The sequence below is a fragment of the Enterobacter chinensis genome, from assembly GCF_034008295.1.
Classification (GTDB): domain Bacteria; phylum Pseudomonadota; class Gammaproteobacteria; order Enterobacterales; family Enterobacteriaceae; genus Enterobacter; species Enterobacter chinensis.
The window spans coordinates 182,882-200,652 of the sequence record NZ_JARDVI010000006.1 but is presented as its reverse complement, the minus strand read 5'-3'; the positions used below and the strand labels follow the sequence as shown (position 1 = coordinate 200,652).

At 50.9% G+C, this 17,771-nt stretch carries 16 protein-coding genes, 3 tRNA genes and 3 pseudogenes; 16 read left to right on the top strand and 6 right to left on the bottom strand.

From position 1 onward, the window contains the following. Positions 1 to 18 precede the first annotated feature (18 nt). Positions 19 to 1,443 carry a flagellar filament capping protein FliD gene (fliD, locus tag PYW49_RS18400; protein WP_320387157.1) on the bottom strand — a complete coding sequence of 475 codons (1,425 nt, stop codon included), beginning with the start codon at positions 1,441 to 1,443 and terminating at the stop codon, positions 19 to 21. A 401-nt stretch (positions 1,444 to 1,844) separates the two neighbouring features. Between fliD and PYW49_RS18395 the strand changes: the two genes are divergently transcribed. The 9 genes from PYW49_RS18395 to sdiA all read left to right on the top strand — a co-directional run bounded on the left by PYW49_RS18395 (position 1,845) and on the right by sdiA (position 9,761). Beyond that, complete coding sequence (locus PYW49_RS18395) at positions 1,845 to 2,675, top strand: flagellin N-terminal helical domain-containing protein (RefSeq protein WP_320387156.1); 831 nt, start codon at positions 1,845 to 1,847, stop codon at positions 2,673 to 2,675. A 62-nt stretch (positions 2,676 to 2,737) separates the two neighbouring features. Further along, positions 2,738 to 3,943, top strand: a complete 1,206-nt coding sequence (fliB, locus tag PYW49_RS18390) for a flagellin lysine-N-methylase (protein WP_320387155.1) — start codon at positions 2,738 to 2,740, stop codon at positions 3,941 to 3,943. Positions 3,944 to 4,072: 129 nt separating this feature from the next. Next, complete coding sequence (locus PYW49_RS18385; RefSeq protein ID WP_059310219.1) at positions 4,073 to 4,792, top strand: RNA polymerase sigma factor FliA; 720 nt, start codon at positions 4,073 to 4,075, stop codon at positions 4,790 to 4,792. Between the two features lie 54 nt (positions 4,793 to 4,846). After that, positions 4,847 to 5,398, top strand: coding sequence for a flagella biosynthesis regulatory protein FliZ (fliZ, locus tag PYW49_RS18380; protein ID WP_320387154.1), 552 nt, complete (start codon positions 4,847 to 4,849; stop codon positions 5,396 to 5,398). 86 nt (positions 5,399 to 5,484) lie between these two features. Further along, on the top strand, positions 5,485 to 6,285 hold the full coding sequence (tcyJ, locus tag PYW49_RS18375; protein ID WP_047652374.1) for a cystine ABC transporter substrate-binding protein: 801 nt from the start codon (positions 5,485 to 5,487) through the stop codon (positions 6,283 to 6,285). A gap of 106 nt (positions 6,286 to 6,391) precedes the next feature. Continuing rightward, complete coding sequence (dcyD, locus tag PYW49_RS18370) at positions 6,392 to 7,378, top strand: D-cysteine desulfhydrase (protein WP_134350728.1); 987 nt, start codon at positions 6,392 to 6,394, stop codon at positions 7,376 to 7,378. Positions 7,379 to 7,399: 21 nt separating this feature from the next. Further along, complete coding sequence (gene tcyL / locus PYW49_RS18365; protein WP_028013677.1) at positions 7,400 to 8,068, top strand: cystine ABC transporter permease; 669 nt, start codon at positions 7,400 to 7,402, stop codon at positions 8,066 to 8,068. Beyond that, positions 8,065 to 8,817 carry an L-cystine ABC transporter ATP-binding protein TcyN gene (tcyN, locus tag PYW49_RS18360; protein ID WP_134350726.1) on the top strand — a complete coding sequence of 251 codons (753 nt, stop codon included), beginning with the start codon at positions 8,065 to 8,067 and terminating at the stop codon, positions 8,815 to 8,817. The genes tcyL and tcyN overlap by 4 nt, the downstream gene beginning before the upstream one ends. 221 nt (positions 8,818 to 9,038) lie before the next feature. Next, a complete protein-coding gene (sdiA, locus tag PYW49_RS18355) occupies positions 9,039 to 9,761 on the top strand; it encodes a transcriptional regulator SdiA (protein ID WP_134350724.1) in 723 nt (240 codons plus the stop codon). A gap of 66 nt (positions 9,762 to 9,827) precedes the next feature. Here the strand turns inward: sdiA and PYW49_RS18350 are convergent, their stop codons facing one another. Next, a complete protein-coding gene (locus PYW49_RS18350; RefSeq protein ID WP_008500345.1) occupies positions 9,828 to 10,052 on the bottom strand; it encodes a DUF2594 family protein in 225 nt (74 codons plus the stop codon). A gap of 25 nt (positions 10,053 to 10,077) precedes the next feature. After that, a pseudogene (locus PYW49_RS23435) lies at positions 10,078 to 10,146 on the bottom strand (hypothetical protein); the annotation flags it as partial. A gap of 372 nt (positions 10,147 to 10,518) precedes the next feature. Between PYW49_RS23435 and uvrY the strand changes: the two are divergent. From uvrY to PYW49_RS18315, 7 genes and pseudogenes are all read left to right on the top strand, one after another. Further along, the gene (uvrY, locus tag PYW49_RS18345) at positions 10,519 to 11,175 is read left to right on the top strand and encodes a UvrY/SirA/GacA family response regulator transcription factor (RefSeq protein WP_013096026.1); all 657 of its coding nucleotides are present in this window, start codon (positions 10,519 to 10,521) and stop codon (positions 11,173 to 11,175) included. Continuing rightward, the gene (gene uvrC / locus PYW49_RS18340) at positions 11,172 to 13,004 is read left to right on the top strand and encodes an excinuclease ABC subunit UvrC (protein WP_320387153.1); all 1,833 of its coding nucleotides are present in this window, start codon (positions 11,172 to 11,174) and stop codon (positions 13,002 to 13,004) included. Before uvrY ends, uvrC begins: the two co-directional genes overlap by 4 nt. A 56-nt stretch (positions 13,005 to 13,060) precedes the next feature. Next, on the top strand, positions 13,061 to 13,609 hold the full coding sequence (gene pgsA / locus PYW49_RS18335) for a CDP-diacylglycerol--glycerol-3-phosphate 3-phosphatidyltransferase (RefSeq protein ID WP_041909393.1): 549 nt from the start codon (positions 13,061 to 13,063) through the stop codon (positions 13,607 to 13,609). Positions 13,610 to 13,761: 152 nt separating this feature from the next. Continuing rightward, positions 13,762 to 13,837: transfer RNA gene (locus PYW49_RS18330), tRNA-Gly, on the top strand. A 46-nt stretch (positions 13,838 to 13,883) separates the two neighbouring features. Further along, positions 13,884 to 13,957: transfer RNA gene (locus PYW49_RS18325), tRNA-Cys, on the top strand. An 11-nt stretch (positions 13,958 to 13,968) separates the two neighbouring features. Further along, positions 13,969 to 14,055 (top strand) — tRNA-Leu (locus tag PYW49_RS18320). 649 nt (positions 14,056 to 14,704) lie between these two features. Beyond that, positions 14,705 to 15,778: pseudogene (locus PYW49_RS18315) on the top strand (replication endonuclease); the annotation flags it as partial. A 120-nt stretch (positions 15,779 to 15,898) separates the two neighbouring features. Here PYW49_RS18315 and PYW49_RS18310 read toward each other — a convergent pair. The 3 genes and pseudogenes from PYW49_RS18310 to PYW49_RS18300 form a co-directional block, all read right to left on the bottom strand. Beyond that, positions 15,899 to 16,385: pseudogene (locus PYW49_RS18310) on the bottom strand (phage portal protein); the annotation flags it as partial. 345 nt (positions 16,386 to 16,730) lie between these two features. Further along, the gene (locus PYW49_RS18305) at positions 16,731 to 17,210 is read right to left on the bottom strand and encodes a DUF2778 domain-containing protein (RefSeq protein ID WP_074170349.1); all 480 of its coding nucleotides are present in this window, start codon (positions 17,208 to 17,210) and stop codon (positions 16,731 to 16,733) included. Further along, positions 17,207 to 17,689, bottom strand: coding sequence for an Hcp family type VI secretion system effector (locus PYW49_RS18300; protein ID WP_063957584.1), 483 nt, complete (start codon positions 17,687 to 17,689; stop codon positions 17,207 to 17,209). The genes PYW49_RS18305 and PYW49_RS18300 overlap by 4 nt, the downstream gene beginning before the upstream one ends. Between the last annotated feature and the right edge of the window lie 82 nt (positions 17,690 to 17,771).

Genomic DNA, 17,771 nt, shown 5'->3' with positions numbered 1-17,771 from the left:
CACTCCTGAAGGCTACGACTACTTTTGTGAGAACTGTTGGGTCAGGTAGTTGGCCGTACTGGTCATTTTGGTGACTAATACGTCCAGGCTGGTGAACTGCGTTTTGTAACGCGCCATGGTGGCTTCAATTTGGGCATCCATGGCATCGTAACGTTCACCCAGCGTTTTCAGCGTTTTGTTGATCCCGTCTTTCGCGTTCTGGATCACACCGGCGCTGCCGGTACTGGTGCTGAGCATATTGGTCAGCGTGTTGTTCATCTGGGTCGCCATACCGGTTTTCTTTCCGTCACCGACAAAATACTGCTGTACGGCGTTCGGATTGTCGGTCAGCGCTTTTTTCAGCTTATCGGTATCGACTTTCAGGTTACCGATGGTACCGTCGGACGCTTTCACCGGATCCTGAGTAACACCCAGCTGCGCCATGATCTGAACGGCACCGGTCTGAGCTTCGGTCAACAGACCGCGCAGCTGAGACTGAATCCCGCGAACGTTAGCATCACCGACCAGCGCGCCGTTGCTGGTGGACTGGCTGCCCGCACCCGCGTCAACAGGAACATACTTCGTCAGGCTGTTAATGGTGGACTGCAGCGAGTTGTACGCCGTGACCCAGTCCGTGATCGCCTTCTGGTTCGCATCCGTTGCGCGCGAAACCTCAAGGGTTTCATCGGCTTTGCTTTCGGCCTTCACCGAGAAGGTAACCCCAGGCAGCGCATCGGTAATCGTATTCGACTGGCGCTCGATCGAGATGTTGTTCACTACCACAATGGCGTTCTGCGCGTCGGTGTTCACCGTCAGCGCGCCCGTTTTGGTGGTTGAATCATAGCCAATGGCGCTTTGCAGTTTGGCGTCGCCGGTGACGCTTACCGTCATCGCACCATCCGTACCGGTGGTTTTCGATGACAGCATCAGGCGGTAATCACCGTCTTTCGCTTTAATCACGCTGGCGGTGACGTTGCCGTTGGCTTTATTAATAGCGCTTGCAATCCCTGCCAGGGACGTATCGCCATCTGCCAGGTTCACCTCTAAAGGTGTCTTCGTACCCGGCTGGGTGATGGTGATTTTACGCGTCGTACCTGTCGTATCGCCCAGCAGATCCGTGTTGTTTGCATAGGAGCCGGTGGTGAGCGCCTGTGCCTTTGCAACCTGGTTGACGTTGACAACAAAGGAACCCACGGAGGCGTCAGCCGTAGTTGTGGCAGTAAAGGCCGTGTTGGTGCTGCTAACGGACGTTGAGTTCCAGGTGGTTGCTTTGCCAAGTGCAGCGGTCGCAGTCTGCAGCGATGTCATGGCGCTCTGCAGCTTGCCGTAAGCACTTAACTGTGCGTTATACGTTGATTGCTGGGAAGTAATCGTCGTCAGCTTGGTTTTCTCTGCTGCTTCCAACTGATTATATAAATCCCCGAGTCCTGCAGAACCTATCCCGAGGTTACTGATAGTAGCCATGCATATTTTCCTTAAAATACGAAAGTAGTTCAGGACTCTTATCGGCCTCTTAACGTAAAAGTTTACGATGGAGAGAAAAAAATAATCCAAAGAATAGACACGTCCTGGCGGGGTAAATGAAAGGATTGCACTTTAGGATCATTATCGGCGCATTAAAAACAGGAGAAAGTGTGTGCCTTTTTTGACATCTCTTTGTGCGTTAAAAAAGCGTAAATAATAAACCTCTCGTGAACCTTAATTGATTTTTTAAAAATAAAAACATTAATAATCATTAAGTTATAATTTTTTCAAAATTGATTCTAAAGTCTTTTGGGGACCCGTCGATAACCTTGTTGACGGTGAGAGACGCTGTGAGTGTTAGGCACCGGACCTAAAACCCAATTTTTGAAGGAAAGAAAATTATGGCAGTTATCAATACTAACCTGATGTCCCTGACTACTCAGAACAACCTGAACAAATCTCAGTCTTCTCTGGGCACTGCTATTGAGCGTCTGTCTTCAGGTCTGCGTATTAACAGCGCGAAAGACGATGCTGCTGGCCAGGCGATTGCAAACCGCATGACCTCCCAGATCAAAGGTATGACTCAGGCTGCACGCAACGCCAACGACGGTATCTCCATGGCGCAGACCGCTGAAGGCTCTCTGAACGAAATCAACAGCAACTTGCAGCGCGTTCGTGAACTGGCTGTTCAGGCAAGCACCGGCACCAACAGCACGTCTGACCTGGCATCTCTGCAGGATGAAGTTACCGCACGTCTGGCTGAAATCGACCGTGTTGCGGGCAAAACTGACTTCAACGGCATCAAACTGCTGACAGGTACCGCGGGTAAAGCTGCCGACGGTAAAGTTGCCATTCAGGTTGGCGTAAACGACGGCGACACCATCACTCTGGACCTGAGCGGTGCTAAAGCTGACACCACTACTCTGGGCGTGAACGCTATCGACCTGAAAAACATGGGCGCTACCGATCTGGACACCATCGACAAAGCTATCGCTAAAGTTGATACCGCTCGTTCAGGCCTGGGTGCTGTGCAGAACCGTTTCACTTCTGCAATCAACAACCTGAACAACACCTCTAACAACCTGTCTGCTGCTCAGTCCCGTATCCAGGACGCTGACTACGCAACTGAAGTTTCCAACATGTCCCGCGCGCAGATCCTGCAGCAGGCTGGTACTTCTGTTCTGTCTCAGGCAAACCAGGTTCCACAGACTGTTCTGTCTCTGCTGCGTTAATTTTACGCGTGAAACCCCGCTTCGGCGGGGTTTTTTTATCTCTGCTATTTGAGAATCCGCCTGTGAAACAAATCAGTGTCACTCAACCAAAGCTGGTCGCAGATTTTTCATGTGTCGGTGGGGAATGCCGTGAACATTGTTGTCAGGGCTGGACCATCGCGTTTGATAAATCCTCTGTTAATCGCTATCTGAACAGTAAAAATGCCGCCATTCGTCATACGGCGAAAACGGCGATAAAAGTCACTAAAAAACAGTATGGCAACTGGGGCGAAGTGATTTTCCATACGGAAAGTAAAAACTGCCCGTTTATGGATACAGAAAAACTCTGTTCTATTCATAGCGCCATGGGCGCCCAGGCCTTAAGCCCAACCTGTTCGTCCTTTCCACGGACAAACCGGGTCTATAAAAATGAAATCGAAAAATCGCTGAACCTCTCGTGTCCGGAAGTTACCCGACTTCTGTTGAACGATCGGGAGTCGATGTCGATGATGGAATCCATCAGCGTCCAGCAGGACGTCAATAATGCGCCGATGATTGATTTGAAGGCCAAGGTCATCAATCTCTTCTGCCAGAATATTTTCAGCGTTGAGGCGGTCTGCGTTGAAGAACAGGTTTACGCCGTGGTGAAATTCCTCATGGTGGCTGAAAAGCTCGATAATCTCGAAGAGAATATCGGCACGCTCGAAACGGTTTATTTCTCGCTGGTGAACGAGCTGGTGAGCGGTAAAATCAAGATGGAGTTAGGCGGCTTTAATCAGAACTACAGCCTGAAATTCGCGTTAATTTCCCTCATCCAGAGTTACTTTACAAAGAAAGTGACAGCCCGCGGCGGTGCCGTGTTGAATCGTTATTTTACCCAGCTTTATCAACAGTTTGAATCTGTCAGGGACACCGTGCCGGCAGAGAAGGTCATGGAGAACATCGAGTCCGTCTGGCGCGATGTGGCGGGCAGTTACCTGGCGACCAATGACCATTTATTCAAGAACTTTTTTAAATACAAATTGTGGGAGCAGGGCTTCCCGCAGAACAATGGCCGCAGCATGTTGAATAATCTTTATTTAATCGTTGCGGAGTTCTATTTCCTGAAAACGTTACTTGCCGGTCAGGCACTCGTGGCGGGAAAAATTGAGCAAGATAATATCATTGATGTTATTTACAGCTTCCACTCCCTGAGCCAGCATAATCAGGAAGCGGGAAAGCTCTTTCATCAACATATAGATAGCGTCAAACTCGGCGACGATCTTTCATTGTTACAACTGTTAATTTAGGCAGAAAAGTTGCCCCTGTTGTGGGCAACCTCAGAATAACCTCACTTTATCCCCCTTTTTCATCCAATTGAACGCCCTGCAGAATCGGATAATCATGCCGATAACTCAACTAACGCAGGGCTGTTTATCGTGAATTCACTCTATACCGCTGAAGGTGTAATGGATAAACACTCGCTGTGGCAGCGTTATGTCCCGCTGGTGCGTCACGAAGCATTGCGCCTCCAGGTGCGCTTGCCGGCGAGCGTGGAACTCGACGATCTGCTACAGGCGGGCGGTATCGGGTTATTGAATGCAGTTGACCGATACGACGCTCTGCAAGGAACGGCATTTACGACTTACGCAGTTCAGCGTATTCGTGGTGCGATGCTGGACGAGCTGCGCAGCCGCGACTGGGTGCCGCGCAGTGTTCGCCGCAACGCGCGCGAAGTGGCGCATGCGATGGGGCAGCTGGAACAGGAACTGGGACGTAACGCAACGGAAACCGAAGTGGCGGAACGTCTTGGCATTGCTGTTGAAGAGTATCGTCAGATGTTGCTCGATACCAATAATAGCCAACTCTTCTCTTATGACGAGTGGCGCGAAGAGCATGGCGATAGCATCGAGCTGGTGACGGATGAGCACCAGCAGGAAAACCCGTTACACCATTTAATGGAAGGGAATTTACGCCATCGCGTTATGGAGGCTATTGAAGCTCTGCCTGAACGCGAACAGCTGGTGTTGACCCTTTATTACCAGGAAGAGCTTAACCTCAAAGAGATTGGCGCTGTTCTGGAGGTGGGAGAGTCGCGGGTGAGCCAGCTGCACAGCCAGGCCATTAAACGCTTACGAACCAAGCTGGGTAAGTTATAGGTGATTGATTCACCTGAAAAATGCCGCACAACGTATTGACAACCAGGAGTTATCATGACGGTGCAGCAATCTAAAAGACGGCCTTTAAGCCGCTACCTGAAAGACTTTAAACACAGCCAGACGCATTGCGCCCACTGTAACAAGTTACTCGATCGTATCACGCTGGTTCGCCGTGGCGAAATCGTCAATAAAATTGCGATTTCGCGCCTCGACACATTGATGGACGAAGCAGCATGGCTCGAAGAACAAAAAGAGTGGGTGGCGCTTTGCCGTTTCTGTGGCGATCTCCACTGCAAAGAGCAAAGCGACTTCTTCGATATTATTGGCTTCAAACAATTCCTGTTTGAACAAACGGAGATGAGCCACGGAACCGTTCGCGAATATGTGGTTCGCCTGCGTCGCCTCGGACAACATCTGACCGTGAACAATATTTCCCGCGATCTGCTCAAGAGCGGTTATCTGGATGAGAATCTGGAGCCGTGGCTGCCTGTGACCAGCACCAACAACTACCGTATTGCCCTGCGTAAGTATGCGCAATACAAGGTACAAATGCCGGGTGCCGTGAAGCAGAAAGCCCACGCCGGAACAACTTCTGATATATATTAAAAAAGAATAAGATGTAGCGCAGTCGCCTTTGACGTTGCAGGCGATTTCTCTACACTACGTAAAAATTCCACTATATCGGGGTATTTATGAAATTTGCACTTCTGGGTCGTCAGGCGCTGATGGGTGTTATGGCCGTTGCGCTGGTTGCGGGTATGAGCGTGAAAACGTTCGCTGCAGAAAACCTGCTGAATAAAGTAAAAGAGCGCGGTACGCTGCTGGTTGGGCTGGAAGGGACTTATCCTCCGTTCAGCTTCCAGGGTGATGACGGTAAGCTGACCGGTTTTGAAGTGGAATTTGCTGAAGAGCTGGCGAAGCACCTCGGCGTTAAAGCGTCCCTGAAACCGACCAAATGGGACGGTATGCTGGCGTCGCTGGATTCCAAACGTATTGATGTGGTCATTAACCAGGTGACCATCTCTGACGAACGTAAGAAGAAATATGATTTCTCCACCCCGTACACCGTATCCGGTATTCAGGCGCTGGTGAAAAAAGGCAACGAAGGCTCCATCAAAACGGCTGCGGACCTGAAAGGTAAGAAAGTCGGTGTGGGTCTGGGAACCAACTACGAAGAGTGGCTGCGCCAGAACGTTCAGGGCGTGGATATCCGTACCTATGATGATGACCCGACGAAATACCAGGATCTGCGCGTGGGCCGTATCGACGCCATTCTGGTTGACCGCCTGGCAGCACTGGATCTGGTGAAGAAAACCAACAACACCCTGGCGGTAGCGGGTGATGCGTTCTCTCGTCAGGAATCCGGCGTGGCCGTTCGTAAAGGCAACGAAGACCTGGTAAAAGCAATTGATTCTGCCATTGCTGACATGCAAAAAGACGGTAGCCTGAAAGCGCTCTCCGAGAAGTGGTTCGGGGCAGACGTGACCAAATAAGTCTCTGACTGATAAAAAAAGGCGCTTTTAAAAGCGCCTTTTTTATTTCTGGCGCGTCTGCGTGCATAATGAAAATATCAAATAAGAGTGAGTTACCGGAGAACCCATGTCACTACAGAATTTAACGCGCTTTCCTCGCCTGGAGTTTATCGGCGCGCCAACGCCGCTGGAGTACCTGCCGCGATTTTCTGATTATTTAGGCCGCGACATTTTTATTAAGCGTGATGACGTGACGCCGATGGCGATGGGGGGCAACAAGCTGCGCAAGCTGGAGTTTCTGGCGGCGGATGCCCTGCGCGAAGGCGCGGATACGCTCATTACTGCCGGGGCCATTCAGTCCAACCACGTTCGTCAGACGGCGGCAGTGGCGGCAAAACTTGGGCTCCATTGCGTAGCGTTGCTGGAAAACCCGATCGGCACGCGGGCAGAAAACTATCTGACCAACGGGAACCGCCTGCTGCTGGACCTGTTTAACGTGCAGGTTGAGATGGTCGACGCGTTGACCGACCCGACCGCCCAGCTCGATGAGCTGGCGACGCGTCTGGAAGCGCAGGGTTTTCGTCCCTACGTTATCCCCGTTGGCGGTTCGAATGCGCTGGGCGCGCTGGGGTATGTGGAAAGCGCGCTGGAAATCGCACAGCAGTGCGAAGGTGCGGTAAGCCTCTCCTCCGTGGTGGTCGCGTCTGGCAGTGCAGGTACGCATGCCGGGCTGGCTGTAGGGCTGGAGCAACTGCTGCCGGATGTCGAGCTGATTGGCGTGACGGTGTCCCGCAGTATCGCGGACCAGAAGCCAAAAGTGGTGACCTTACAGCAGGCGGTAGCAGAGCAGCTGGAGCTGAAGGCAAAGGCCGATATTCTGCTCTGGGATGACTATTTTGCGCCGGGTTACGGCACGCCTAACGAAGAGGGAATGGAAGCGGTTAAGCTGCTGGCGCGCCTCGAGGGCATATTGCTCGACCCGGTCTATACGGGTAAAGCGATGGCCGGACTGATTGATGGCATTGCGCAGAAACGCTTTAAGGATGAAGGGCCGATTTTATTTGTCCATACCGGCGGGGCGCCTGCGCTGTTTGCCTACCATCCTCATGTCTAAAAATCAGGTCGAAAAATAATAATGCAAGAAAGTATTCAACTGGTTATTGATTCGCTGCCGTTTCTGCTGAAAGGTGCGGTATTTACATTACAGCTCAGTATTGGCGGGATGTTCTTCGGGCTGGTGCTGGGCTTTGTGCTGGCCTTAATGCGCATGTCACCCATTCTGCCGGTACGCTGGCTGGCGCGTTTTTATATCTCCGTGTTTCGCGGTACGCCGCTCATCGCCCAGCTCTTTATGATCTACTACGGCCTGCCACAGTTTGGTATCGAGCTGGATCCGATCCCTGCAGCGATGATTGGTCTGTCGCTCAATACTGCGGCGTACACGTCAGAAACTCTGCGTGCGGCGATTTCGTCTATCGATAAAGGGCAGTGGGAAGCTGCGGCCAGTATCGGTATGACCCCCTGGCAGACGCTGCGCCGCGCTATCCTGCCGCAGGCGGCCCGAGTAGCGCTTCCGCCGCTCAGCAACAGCTTCATTAGCCTGGTGAAAGATACCTCCCTGGCGGCAACGATTCAGGTACCGGAGCTATTCCGTCAGGCGCAGCTGATTACCTCCCGCACGCTTGAAGTCTTCACCATGTATCTGGCCGCCTCGCTGATTTACTGGGTGATGGCGACGGTGTTGTCTGCCCTGCAAAACTATTTCGAAAACCAGCTTAACCGCCAGGAGCGTGATCCAAAATGAGTGCTATCGATGTCAAAAACCTGGTGAAAAAATTCCACGGTCAAACGGTGCTCCACGGGATCGATCTTGAAGTTGAGCAGGGCGAAGTGGTAGCGATTATCGGACCGAGCGGGTCGGGAAAGACAACGCTTCTGCGCAGCATTAACCTGCTTGAACAGCCGGAGGGCGGCACCATTCGGGTCGGGGAGATAACGATTGATACCGCGAAATCCATCAGCCAGCAGAAAGGATTGATCCGTCGCCTGCGCCAGCATGTTGGCTTCGTTTTTCAGAACTTCAATCTTTTCCCACACCGTACGGTGCTGGAGAATATTATTGAAGGGCCGGTCATCGTAAAAGGTGAATCGAAAGAGGACGCGACGGCGCGCGCGCGCGAACTGCTCGCTAAAGTTGGGCTGGCGGGTAAAGAGACCAGCTATCCGCGCCGCCTGTCGGGGGGCCAACAGCAGCGCGTGGCGATAGCGCGCGCGCTGGCGATGCGCCCGGATGTGATCCTCTTTGATGAACCCACCTCTGCGCTCGATCCGGAACTGGTGGGTGAGGTGCTGAACACTATTCGCCAGCTGGCACAGGAAAAGCGGACGATGGTGATCGTGACCCATGAAATGAGCTTTGCACGCGATGTAGCTGACAGGGCCATCTTTATGGACCAGGGACGGATCGTGGAGCAGGGGCCGGCGAAACGCTTATTCGCTGACCCTCAACAGCCGCGAACCCGTCAGTTCCTTGAAAAATTCCTCATGCAGTAGCATTTTTGCACTAATTTGCTCCAGAAATTTACCCTGGAGCAAATTATTCTCCCTCTTCGCGCTGTCCTATGTTTTTTTATTCCACCCGGCTTGGATAAACCTTATCAATAGTAAAGTTAATTGTGCTATTGCCGATATTTTGTAGTTAGAAATAAGTTTTATGTGTTAGGTTATATTCACCATAATAATGATTATCTTTTCAGAGGCTTCATTTAGTAAGTATGAAGGATTCAGACTTTTTCACCTGGCGACGGGATTGCTCCCTCCGGTTTCAGGAATTGACCTGTGCCGACGAGGTATATCAGGAACTACAGAGACAAACGCAGGCGCTTGAATTTGATTATTACGCACTCTGCGTGCGGCATCCCGTGCCATTTACGCGGCCTAAGATCTCTGTGCACACCACTTACCCAAAGCAGTGGATGGCGCAATATCAATCCGCGAACTATTTTGCTATTGATCCGGTTCTAAAACCGGAGAATTTCATTCAGGGTCATTTACCCTGGACGGATGCATTATTCGCTGATGCACAGGAATTATGGCACAGCGCACAGGAGCATGGTTTACGCACGGGAATTACCCAGTGTCTGATGCTGCCTAATCATGCGCTTGGCTTCCTGTCGGTTTCTCGTACTAGTGTAGTGGAAGGACCGTTTGCCAGTGAAGAAATAGAATTGCGGTTGCAAATGCTGGTGCAAATGGCCTTAACCTCTCTGATGCGTTTTGAAGATGAGATGGTCATGCCGCCAGAAATGAAATTCAGCAAACGCGAGCGTGAAATTCTGAAATGGACTGCGGAAGGGAAGACGTCAGCGGAAATAGCGATCATTCTCTCCATCTCAGAGAATACCGTTAACTTCCATCAGAAAAATATGCAGAAGAAATTCAACGCGCCAAACAAGACGCAGATCGCGTGCTACGCGGCGGCTACGGGGCTGATCTGAGTAGATAATACGTTCTGCGTGACAGACGAGCGAACGGCTGAATGCCCTGCATTCAGCCGTTTTTTGTTACTGGCGGTAGGCTTGTTTGATTTGCTTAACGGTGTTCGCAAATACCGCTGATTCAGCCTGGTCTTCCATCTCCGCGATTTGTTTTTCCATTTTAATGATCACACGACCGGCGTCAGCCTGGCCCATCGCCTGCAGCATCAACGTTAGCAGCGCTTTCAGGCAGTTTACTTCCTGTGCCAGTTCCTGGTTATTCTCCGCAGTGGCAAATTCAGGTGTGCTCATTTATTTTCCTCATTATTTAACGGCGCTAAAACGCGACGACGAAAGTCAAGGCGGCGGAGTATACCACAAGCTGTTGCAAAAAATGCAGCGGTTGTTTTTCGTACTTTTACGCGGATGTTTAATTGCGTAAACAGAACGAACCGGTAAACTGCACCGCTGTTAATGGCTATTAATTGTTTAAGTCCGGTTCGCTTGCCGTTAATTATTGTTACAAAAATTTGAGAGCTGTTTTTTTGCAGGTAAAGCTTGCAGGCTTTTTGTAACTTTTTGAATACAGATGCTTAAAAAAAGCCGCAATAGCACTGAATGCACGGGCTCTCTTTCCAGGGACTGTACAGCCTAATTTCCAAAAACGAGAGCGAAATCGAATAGCCGGTTTTTTAACGTTTTAATCTTGTGAGGAAAACCGTTAATATAAACCAAATTATCACTCAGTAGCGTTATCCCTATTCTGGAGACATTTCCTTTGATCAACGTCCTTCTTGTTGATGACCACGAACTGGTGCGCGCAGGGATACGACGCATTCTTGAAGATATTAAAGGTATTAAAGTTGCCGGTGAGGCGTGCTGTGGCGAAGATGCCGTAAAATGGTGCCGCACAAACTCGGCCGACGTGGTACTGATGGATATGAACATGCCCGGTATCGGCGGTCTTGAAGCAACGCGCAAAATCGCGCGTACCTTTGTTGATACGAAAGTCATCATGCTGACGGTGCATACCGAAAACCCACTGCCTGCGAAAGTGATGCAGGCGGGCGCCGCGGGTTACCTGAGTAAAGGCGCTGCGCCGCAGGAAGTCGTCAATGCTATCCGTTCCGTGTTTGCCGGACAGCGCTATATCGCTTCCGACATTGCTCAGCAGATGGCGCTGAGCCAGATCGAGCCCGAGAAAACCGAATCACCGTTTGCCAGTTTGTCCGAGCGTGAATTGCAGATTATGCTGATGATCACCAAAGGTCAGAAGGTGAATGAGATCTCGGAACAGCTGAATCTCAGCCCGAAAACGGTGAACAGCTATCGTTATCGCATGTTCAGTAAACTGAACATTCATGGTGATGTCGAACTGACGCATCTGGCCATCCGACATGGTTTGTGTAATGCGGAGACGTTGTTAAGTCAGTGAGTGATGTGTTCGATTCAAAAGCATTTCTGAAAACCGTAACCAGCCAGCCTGGCGTCTATCGCATGTATGACGCTGGCGGTACGGTTATCTATGTGGGGAAGGCAAAAGATCTTAAAAAACGCCTCTCCAGCTATTTTCGCAGCAACCTTGCCTCCCGTAAGACCGAAGCGCTGGTCTCACTTATTCAGAATATTGATGTTACCGTCACGCACACCGAGACAGAAGCGCTGCTGCTTGAGCATAACTATATTAAGCTCTACCAGCCGCGCTATAACGTGCTGTTGCGCGATGATAAATCCTACCCGTTTATCTTTCTGAGCGGCGACACCCATCCGCGCCTCGCCATGCACCGCGGAGCAAAACACGCGAAGGGTGAATATTTTGGGCCGTTTCCTAACGGCTATGCCGTGCGCGAAACGCTGGCGCTGCTGCAAAAAATCTTCCCGATCCGCCAGTGTGAAAACAGTGTCTACCGTAACCGCTCGCGCCCGTGCCTGCAGTACCAGATTGGGCGTTGCCTGGGGCCTTGCGTTGCCGGGCTGGTGAGTGAAGAAGAGTATGCGCAGCAGGTTGAGTATGTGCGCCTGTTTTTAGCCGGAAAAGACGATCAGGTGTTAACCCAACTGATCGAACGGATGGAAAAAGCCAGCGCCGCCCTTGAGTTCGAGGAGGCCGCGCGCATCCGCGACCAAATCCAGGCGGTGCGCAGAGTCACTGAGAAACAGTTTGTCTCAAATACCGGTGACGATCTCGACGTCATCGGCGTGGCCTTTGACGCCGGGATGGCCTGCGTGCACGTTCTCTTTATTCGCCAGGGCAAAGTGCTCGGCAGCCGCAGTTATTTCCCGAAAGTGCCTGGCGGCACTGAACTGGGTGAAGTGGTGGAAACGTTTGTCGGCCAGTTCTATCTGCAGGGGAGCCAGATGCGCACGCTGCCTTCTGAGATCCTGCTTGATTTCAGTCTCGACGATAAAACTCTGCTGGCTGATTCGCTTTCGGAACTTGCCGGTCGTCGGGTCAATGTACAAACCAAACCGCGCGGCGACAGGGCGCGTTACCTGAAGCTGGCGCGGACCAACGCGGCGACGGCGCTCACGACGAAACTGTCTCAGCACTCGACGGTGCACCAGCGCTTAACGGCCCTTGCGACGCTGCTGAAGCTGCCGGAAGTGAAGCGTATGGAGTGTTTCGACATCAGCCATACGATGGGTGAACAGACGGTGGCTTCCTGCGTGGTGTTTGATGCCAATGGTCCACTGCGCGCCGAGTACCGTCGCTATAACATCACCGGCATCACGCCGGGCGATGACTATGCGGCGATGAATCAGGTGCTGCGTCGTCGCTATGGTAAAGCCATTGAAGAGAGCAAGATCCCGGATGTGATCCTGATTGACGGTGGGAAAGGGCAGCTCGGCCAGGCGAAAGCGGTATTTGAATCGCTTGACGTCAGCTGGGATAAAAACCATCCGCTGCTGCTGGGTGTCGCAAAAGGTGCCGATCGTAAAGCCGGTCTGGAGACATTGTTCTTCGAGCCAGAAGGTGAGGGCTTCAGCCTGCCGCCGGATTCCCCGGCGCTGCATGTCATCCAGCATATTCGCGATGAGTCACACGACCATGCCATCAGCGGTCACCGTAAAAAACGGGCGAAGGTGAAAAATACCAGTACCCTGGAAACGATTGAAGGCGTGGGGCCAAAACGTCGCCAGATGCTGCTGAAATATATGGGCGGATTGCAAGGATTACTCAACGCCAGCATGGAGGAAATTGCAAAAGTGCCGGGTATTTCGCAAGGGCTGGCAGAAAAGATCTACTACTCGTTGAAACATTGAGGGCTCTGTAGCAACATAGAGCTAAATTTTACTGACAACAAATAGTTACCGTCACTATGCAATATAATATCCCTACGTTGCTCACTCTTTTTCGTGTTGTACTCATCCCGTTCTTTGTACTGGCGTTTTATCTGCCGGTCGTCTGGGCACCTTTTGCCTGCGCATTGATCTTTCTGATCGCGGCGGTCACCGACTGGTTTGATGGCTATCTGGCTCGCCGCTGGAATCAAAGCACCCGTTTCGGTGCCTTCCTCGATCCGGTGGCAGATAAAGTAATGGTTGCTATCGCGATGGTGCTGGTGGCCGAGCACTATCATACCTGGTGGGTAACGCTGCCGGCTGCAACCATGATTGGCCGCGAGATCATCATCTCCGCGCTGCGTGAGTGGATGGCTGAACTGGGTAAGCGCAGCAGCGTGGCAGTCTCCTGGATTGGTAAAGTGAAAACGACCGCGCAGATGGCGTCGCTGGTCTGGATGCTCTGGCGTCCAAACGCCTGGGTTGAATGGGCGGGAATTGGTCTGCTGTGGGTGGCGGCAGTGCTGACGTTATGGTCAATGCTGCAATATCTGAACGCCGCGCGCGGGGATTTGCTTGATCAGTGATCGTTTCGCCGTAATTTTCAGCAAACGATCCGGGGATGTAAAAAATAACGTTGACTCATAACGTCATATCAGTAGAATGCAACGCATCGAACGGCGGCACAGCAAGCCGGACGATAATGAAATCAAGTGGTTAGAAGTTAACTTGATGAGATGCGGGAATAGCTCAGTTGGTAGAGCACGACCTTGCCAAGGTCGGGGTCGCGAGTTCGAGTCTCGTTTCCCGCTCCAGATTAAAGACATGCGCAATGGCGGGTGTCAGTTTTAAAGATTTAGCGGCGCGTTAGCAAAGCGGTTATGTAGCGGATTGCAAATCCGTCTAGTCCGGTTCGACTCCGGAACGCGCCTCCACTTTCTTCCCTGGCCGGATGGTGGAATCGGTAGACACAAGGGATTTAAAATCCCTCGGCGTTCGCGCTGTGTGGGTTCAAGTCCCACTCCGGCTACCATGGGAAACAAAGAATAATCAAAGCAATAAGCAGTGTCGTGAAACCACCGAAAGGTGGTTTTTTTGTGCCTATTGTTTGCCTTCATACAATTTGATTGGCATGCTGCCCATGCTGTAATCTGGCTTTCTATAGTTTTGCTTTGCTGAATCAAAATCTGTTTATCAGGACCTTTTTCTTCTTACTGCTGATTTCCCCGGCCAGTTACAATTACTGGAGACGCGATCGACAATCACCTGTTTCCTCGCCCTTAGTGACATTTACTTTTAGGCGTTAAGTATGTTCACAATGGCACCCACTCAATTCTCATTATCGCTGACTGAGATAGCCAGCAGCACGAACATTTTACTTCGAGTCGAATGGATTAGCGTGTAATGCCTTCCCCAAAGATATGCGCCCCAGCACCTTCTCTAGCTGCGTAACTACTTTCCCATGTTGCCGTGGACGGAAAAAAACGCCTGAAAAGACTGGCGTATAAGCTTGCTAACCTTATGAAAAATGAGTTTATGCATGAGTTTGATACAGACATCAGGTTTGAAGTTTTATCGCTCTATAAATACGGGGCTATAGCGAGCAAAGCAGCTATTCGCAATATTATGCTCCCGGGGGGTGCTATTACGATGTAGAATTGGCCGCTGACGAAGCTTTGAGCGTTGCCGAGCCTCATCACGATGGAACCCCTCACTGGCACCTGTTGCTTTTCCTCCGTCATGAGGAAGTGGAGTATGCAACAGCCATTTTCCGTAAGCATGCCATGAGAGAAGACGGGCAGGAGCCAGGGGCACAGGAGCACCGCTTTACCGTTAAGCCAATCGACGAAAAATTTGGCTCGGCGACGGGCTACATCGCCAAATACATTTCCAAAAATATCGACGGCTACGGCATGGATGGTGAACTTGATCTTGAGTCAGACCAGCCTGCCGGGGATATGGCAAAGCGCGTGCGTGCCTGGGCTTCACGCTGGAATATCCGCCAGTTTCAGCAGATTGGCGGTGCGCCGGAGACCACCTGGCGGGAGCTGCGCCGGTTAGGTGACCGTGAGCTGGTATTGCATCCGGAGCTGGAAGCGGCAAGCGCCGCAGCCGATGCACCAGACGGGCCGGGATATACCAACGCTCAGGGCGGACCGTTTGTCGCGCGCGATTGCCTGCGCGTTCGCCTAAACTATGAATTCACCGAAAACGGCAATGATTATGGTGATACGGTCGCCAAAATTACTGGCGTTTATTGCCCTTATACGGGCAGCGAATCAGTCATTTTCACCCGCACCACCGATTACAAGATTGTGCCGAAGCGTAAGCCGTCGCCGGTCGAGATTTTGACCTTAGAAGGCCGCGCAGCGGCCCCTTGGTGTTCTGTCAATAACTGTACGAATCGTTCAGGCGCGGTCGAAAAACAACCGTCAAAAGTATCTGTGCCAGCTGGTGCTACAACGTTAAAATCAGCGATGAATGCCAGTAATTCTACCCAAGTAAGTCCGGTGACAGAACTTCCGCTGAATATCGAAGAGTTGCGACGATATTCACGTCAACAACGACAAGAAATCACTAGCCGACTTAAAAATTACGGTCGTGAAAGCTCAGATCAAACCTTCGAACGTACCGTGCGAGCCATGCGCGCATCTGTTGAGGATGAAAGTGCGTTGGCGTGGGGGCCAACAGTAGTCGCCGCGACAGATATGAATCTGACCCCTGAAGAGACGGAGCAGCGCTGGCGTAAGAAGTTGCCCGTTGGCTGCGTCTGGTAGGGGGGGATTTATTTGTGTTTCGTGAGTGGCCGATATGGCCGGAAATGATGGTGCTGCGGGTGGTACCACACCGCCAGAAATGACGATGCGGCCAGGAGATCACTTCGTGGATTCAAGCAATGCGTAAGGGTTGAAGCGAATCACCTCCTCACCCAGCCAGTCGTTAACATGCTTCATGGCTTCCATGCAGGGTGTCAGCTCATTGACGGCGAACACGCGAGTCACTTTCTCAATATAACTGAATGAACCGTTTCCTTCCGGAATGGCGCCCATCAATTTCGGTGGCACCCGGTGTGCTGCAAGCATGTCATTGCGAGAGGAAGAGGAAGACTCCCATCCTACAAATTAATCCTTAGCCGATATCTGGCTGAATGATAGGATTTTCACGGAGTCTTTGCCGCCGTTAGGTGCGTGCAGAAGAATGTTCTTAAACGCATCGTCGCGCCGGGTATCAGCCAGCGACTTTTTGAGCTCATCAAGGCTCTCCTGGTTGGTCATCACGCTGTTAACGTAGACGATGCAGCCAGCATGTGAGCCGTTGTCTTAGTAGAGCTTTCGCAGAATGGGCCAAATCAGCCGACAGTATTCTCTTTGACACAAAAGTCTTCTGAGCAAGCCCAGAAGACCTTTTACCTTTTTCTCTCACAATCGCTATAACATGGTTTTTGAGTCTGGTGTTAAACGTGTTTTTTCCGAACGTTTTGATGCACTATCGCTGCTATCCATATCAATATGGTCGTTAACATAATCGAAACGGTAAATAGAATCAGCGTGTAGTAATCAAGAAAATCTTCCTCCAAAACATAGCCATATCTTTTTACATACCAATCGTATATTTCCAGGTCCGGCAAAAAGAAACAAAGCACGGAATAAGATATGAAAAGGGTTGCGAGTTCTGCGAACCAGACAAGCACCCGTGAAAGAGGTTTCATCAATATACCTGTATCGTCCCGAAAGCCTTCAGTTGGGCGGTGATCATAACTGGTGGGGATTTAACTAGCGCCCTCCAGAGGATCATGTAGTCTGACAACGAAACAATTGAAATACATCCATCGCTGTTTCCATTATGGCCTGCGGGATGTAGGCGAAATGCTCCGCGCTCAACATCTCCAATAAAGGAAGTATCATCAATCCGATCATCTTCACGAAACAGGGCAAACCACAACTTGCGATCTGAACCACTTTCCAGGGATTTATAGAAATCATTCAGTCTGGTTTTCCATCCGCCGCGCGAACGGGCGACGATGTAGTACTTTCCCGGAGGAAGGGGGCCCCTTTTGGATATTGCGATCGAGTCTGGGTTGTTCCTGTGCTTCCCTTTATTGCCTGAGTAGGCAGCAAAGAAACCCACCCCAGGACAACTTAATGAAGAAAGTTGCCCGTTATTGATATGAAAATAGCAACGAATCATCTGTCTGCCCACGAATCAGTAAATATGATATTTCCGTCGCAGTGCTTCCAGGTTATGCGTTCATAACGCAAAGATATGCTTTCAATATGGTTGTGCTTTTCAGTCGTAGGATCTTTCACATCGTGCATGACGGGGCATACAGAAACCACCTTTACCCCTTCAAGATACATATTGAAGTATTCAACTTCCTGCCCAGCGTCGTTAATCCTGTACCACTTAAATTCCGCTGATTGTAACGTTTGTCCGTGCGCCACTGCTTTATAAAGATAGGGGCTTGATGAATCGAATTCTTTTTCAAAATGTAATGCGGAGTGAACTCGTGTACCTGTAATTTTGCCGGTTGCGCTATCAGTCGGAAGATGTAAACCATGCCCAAATCCAAGAACTTCAATACTACCTTCACGGTATTGAACATCGACAGACCCTTTGATGTTTGCGCCACCGTCATCTTTAAGCCAAAGGTATGCGGGTATAGCCATTCTGAACGCTCCTTTTTCAGTGAGTTTGACGTGATTGTCAGAGACTAATAAATCAACAAACTCAGACCTTCTCAAGGCATTG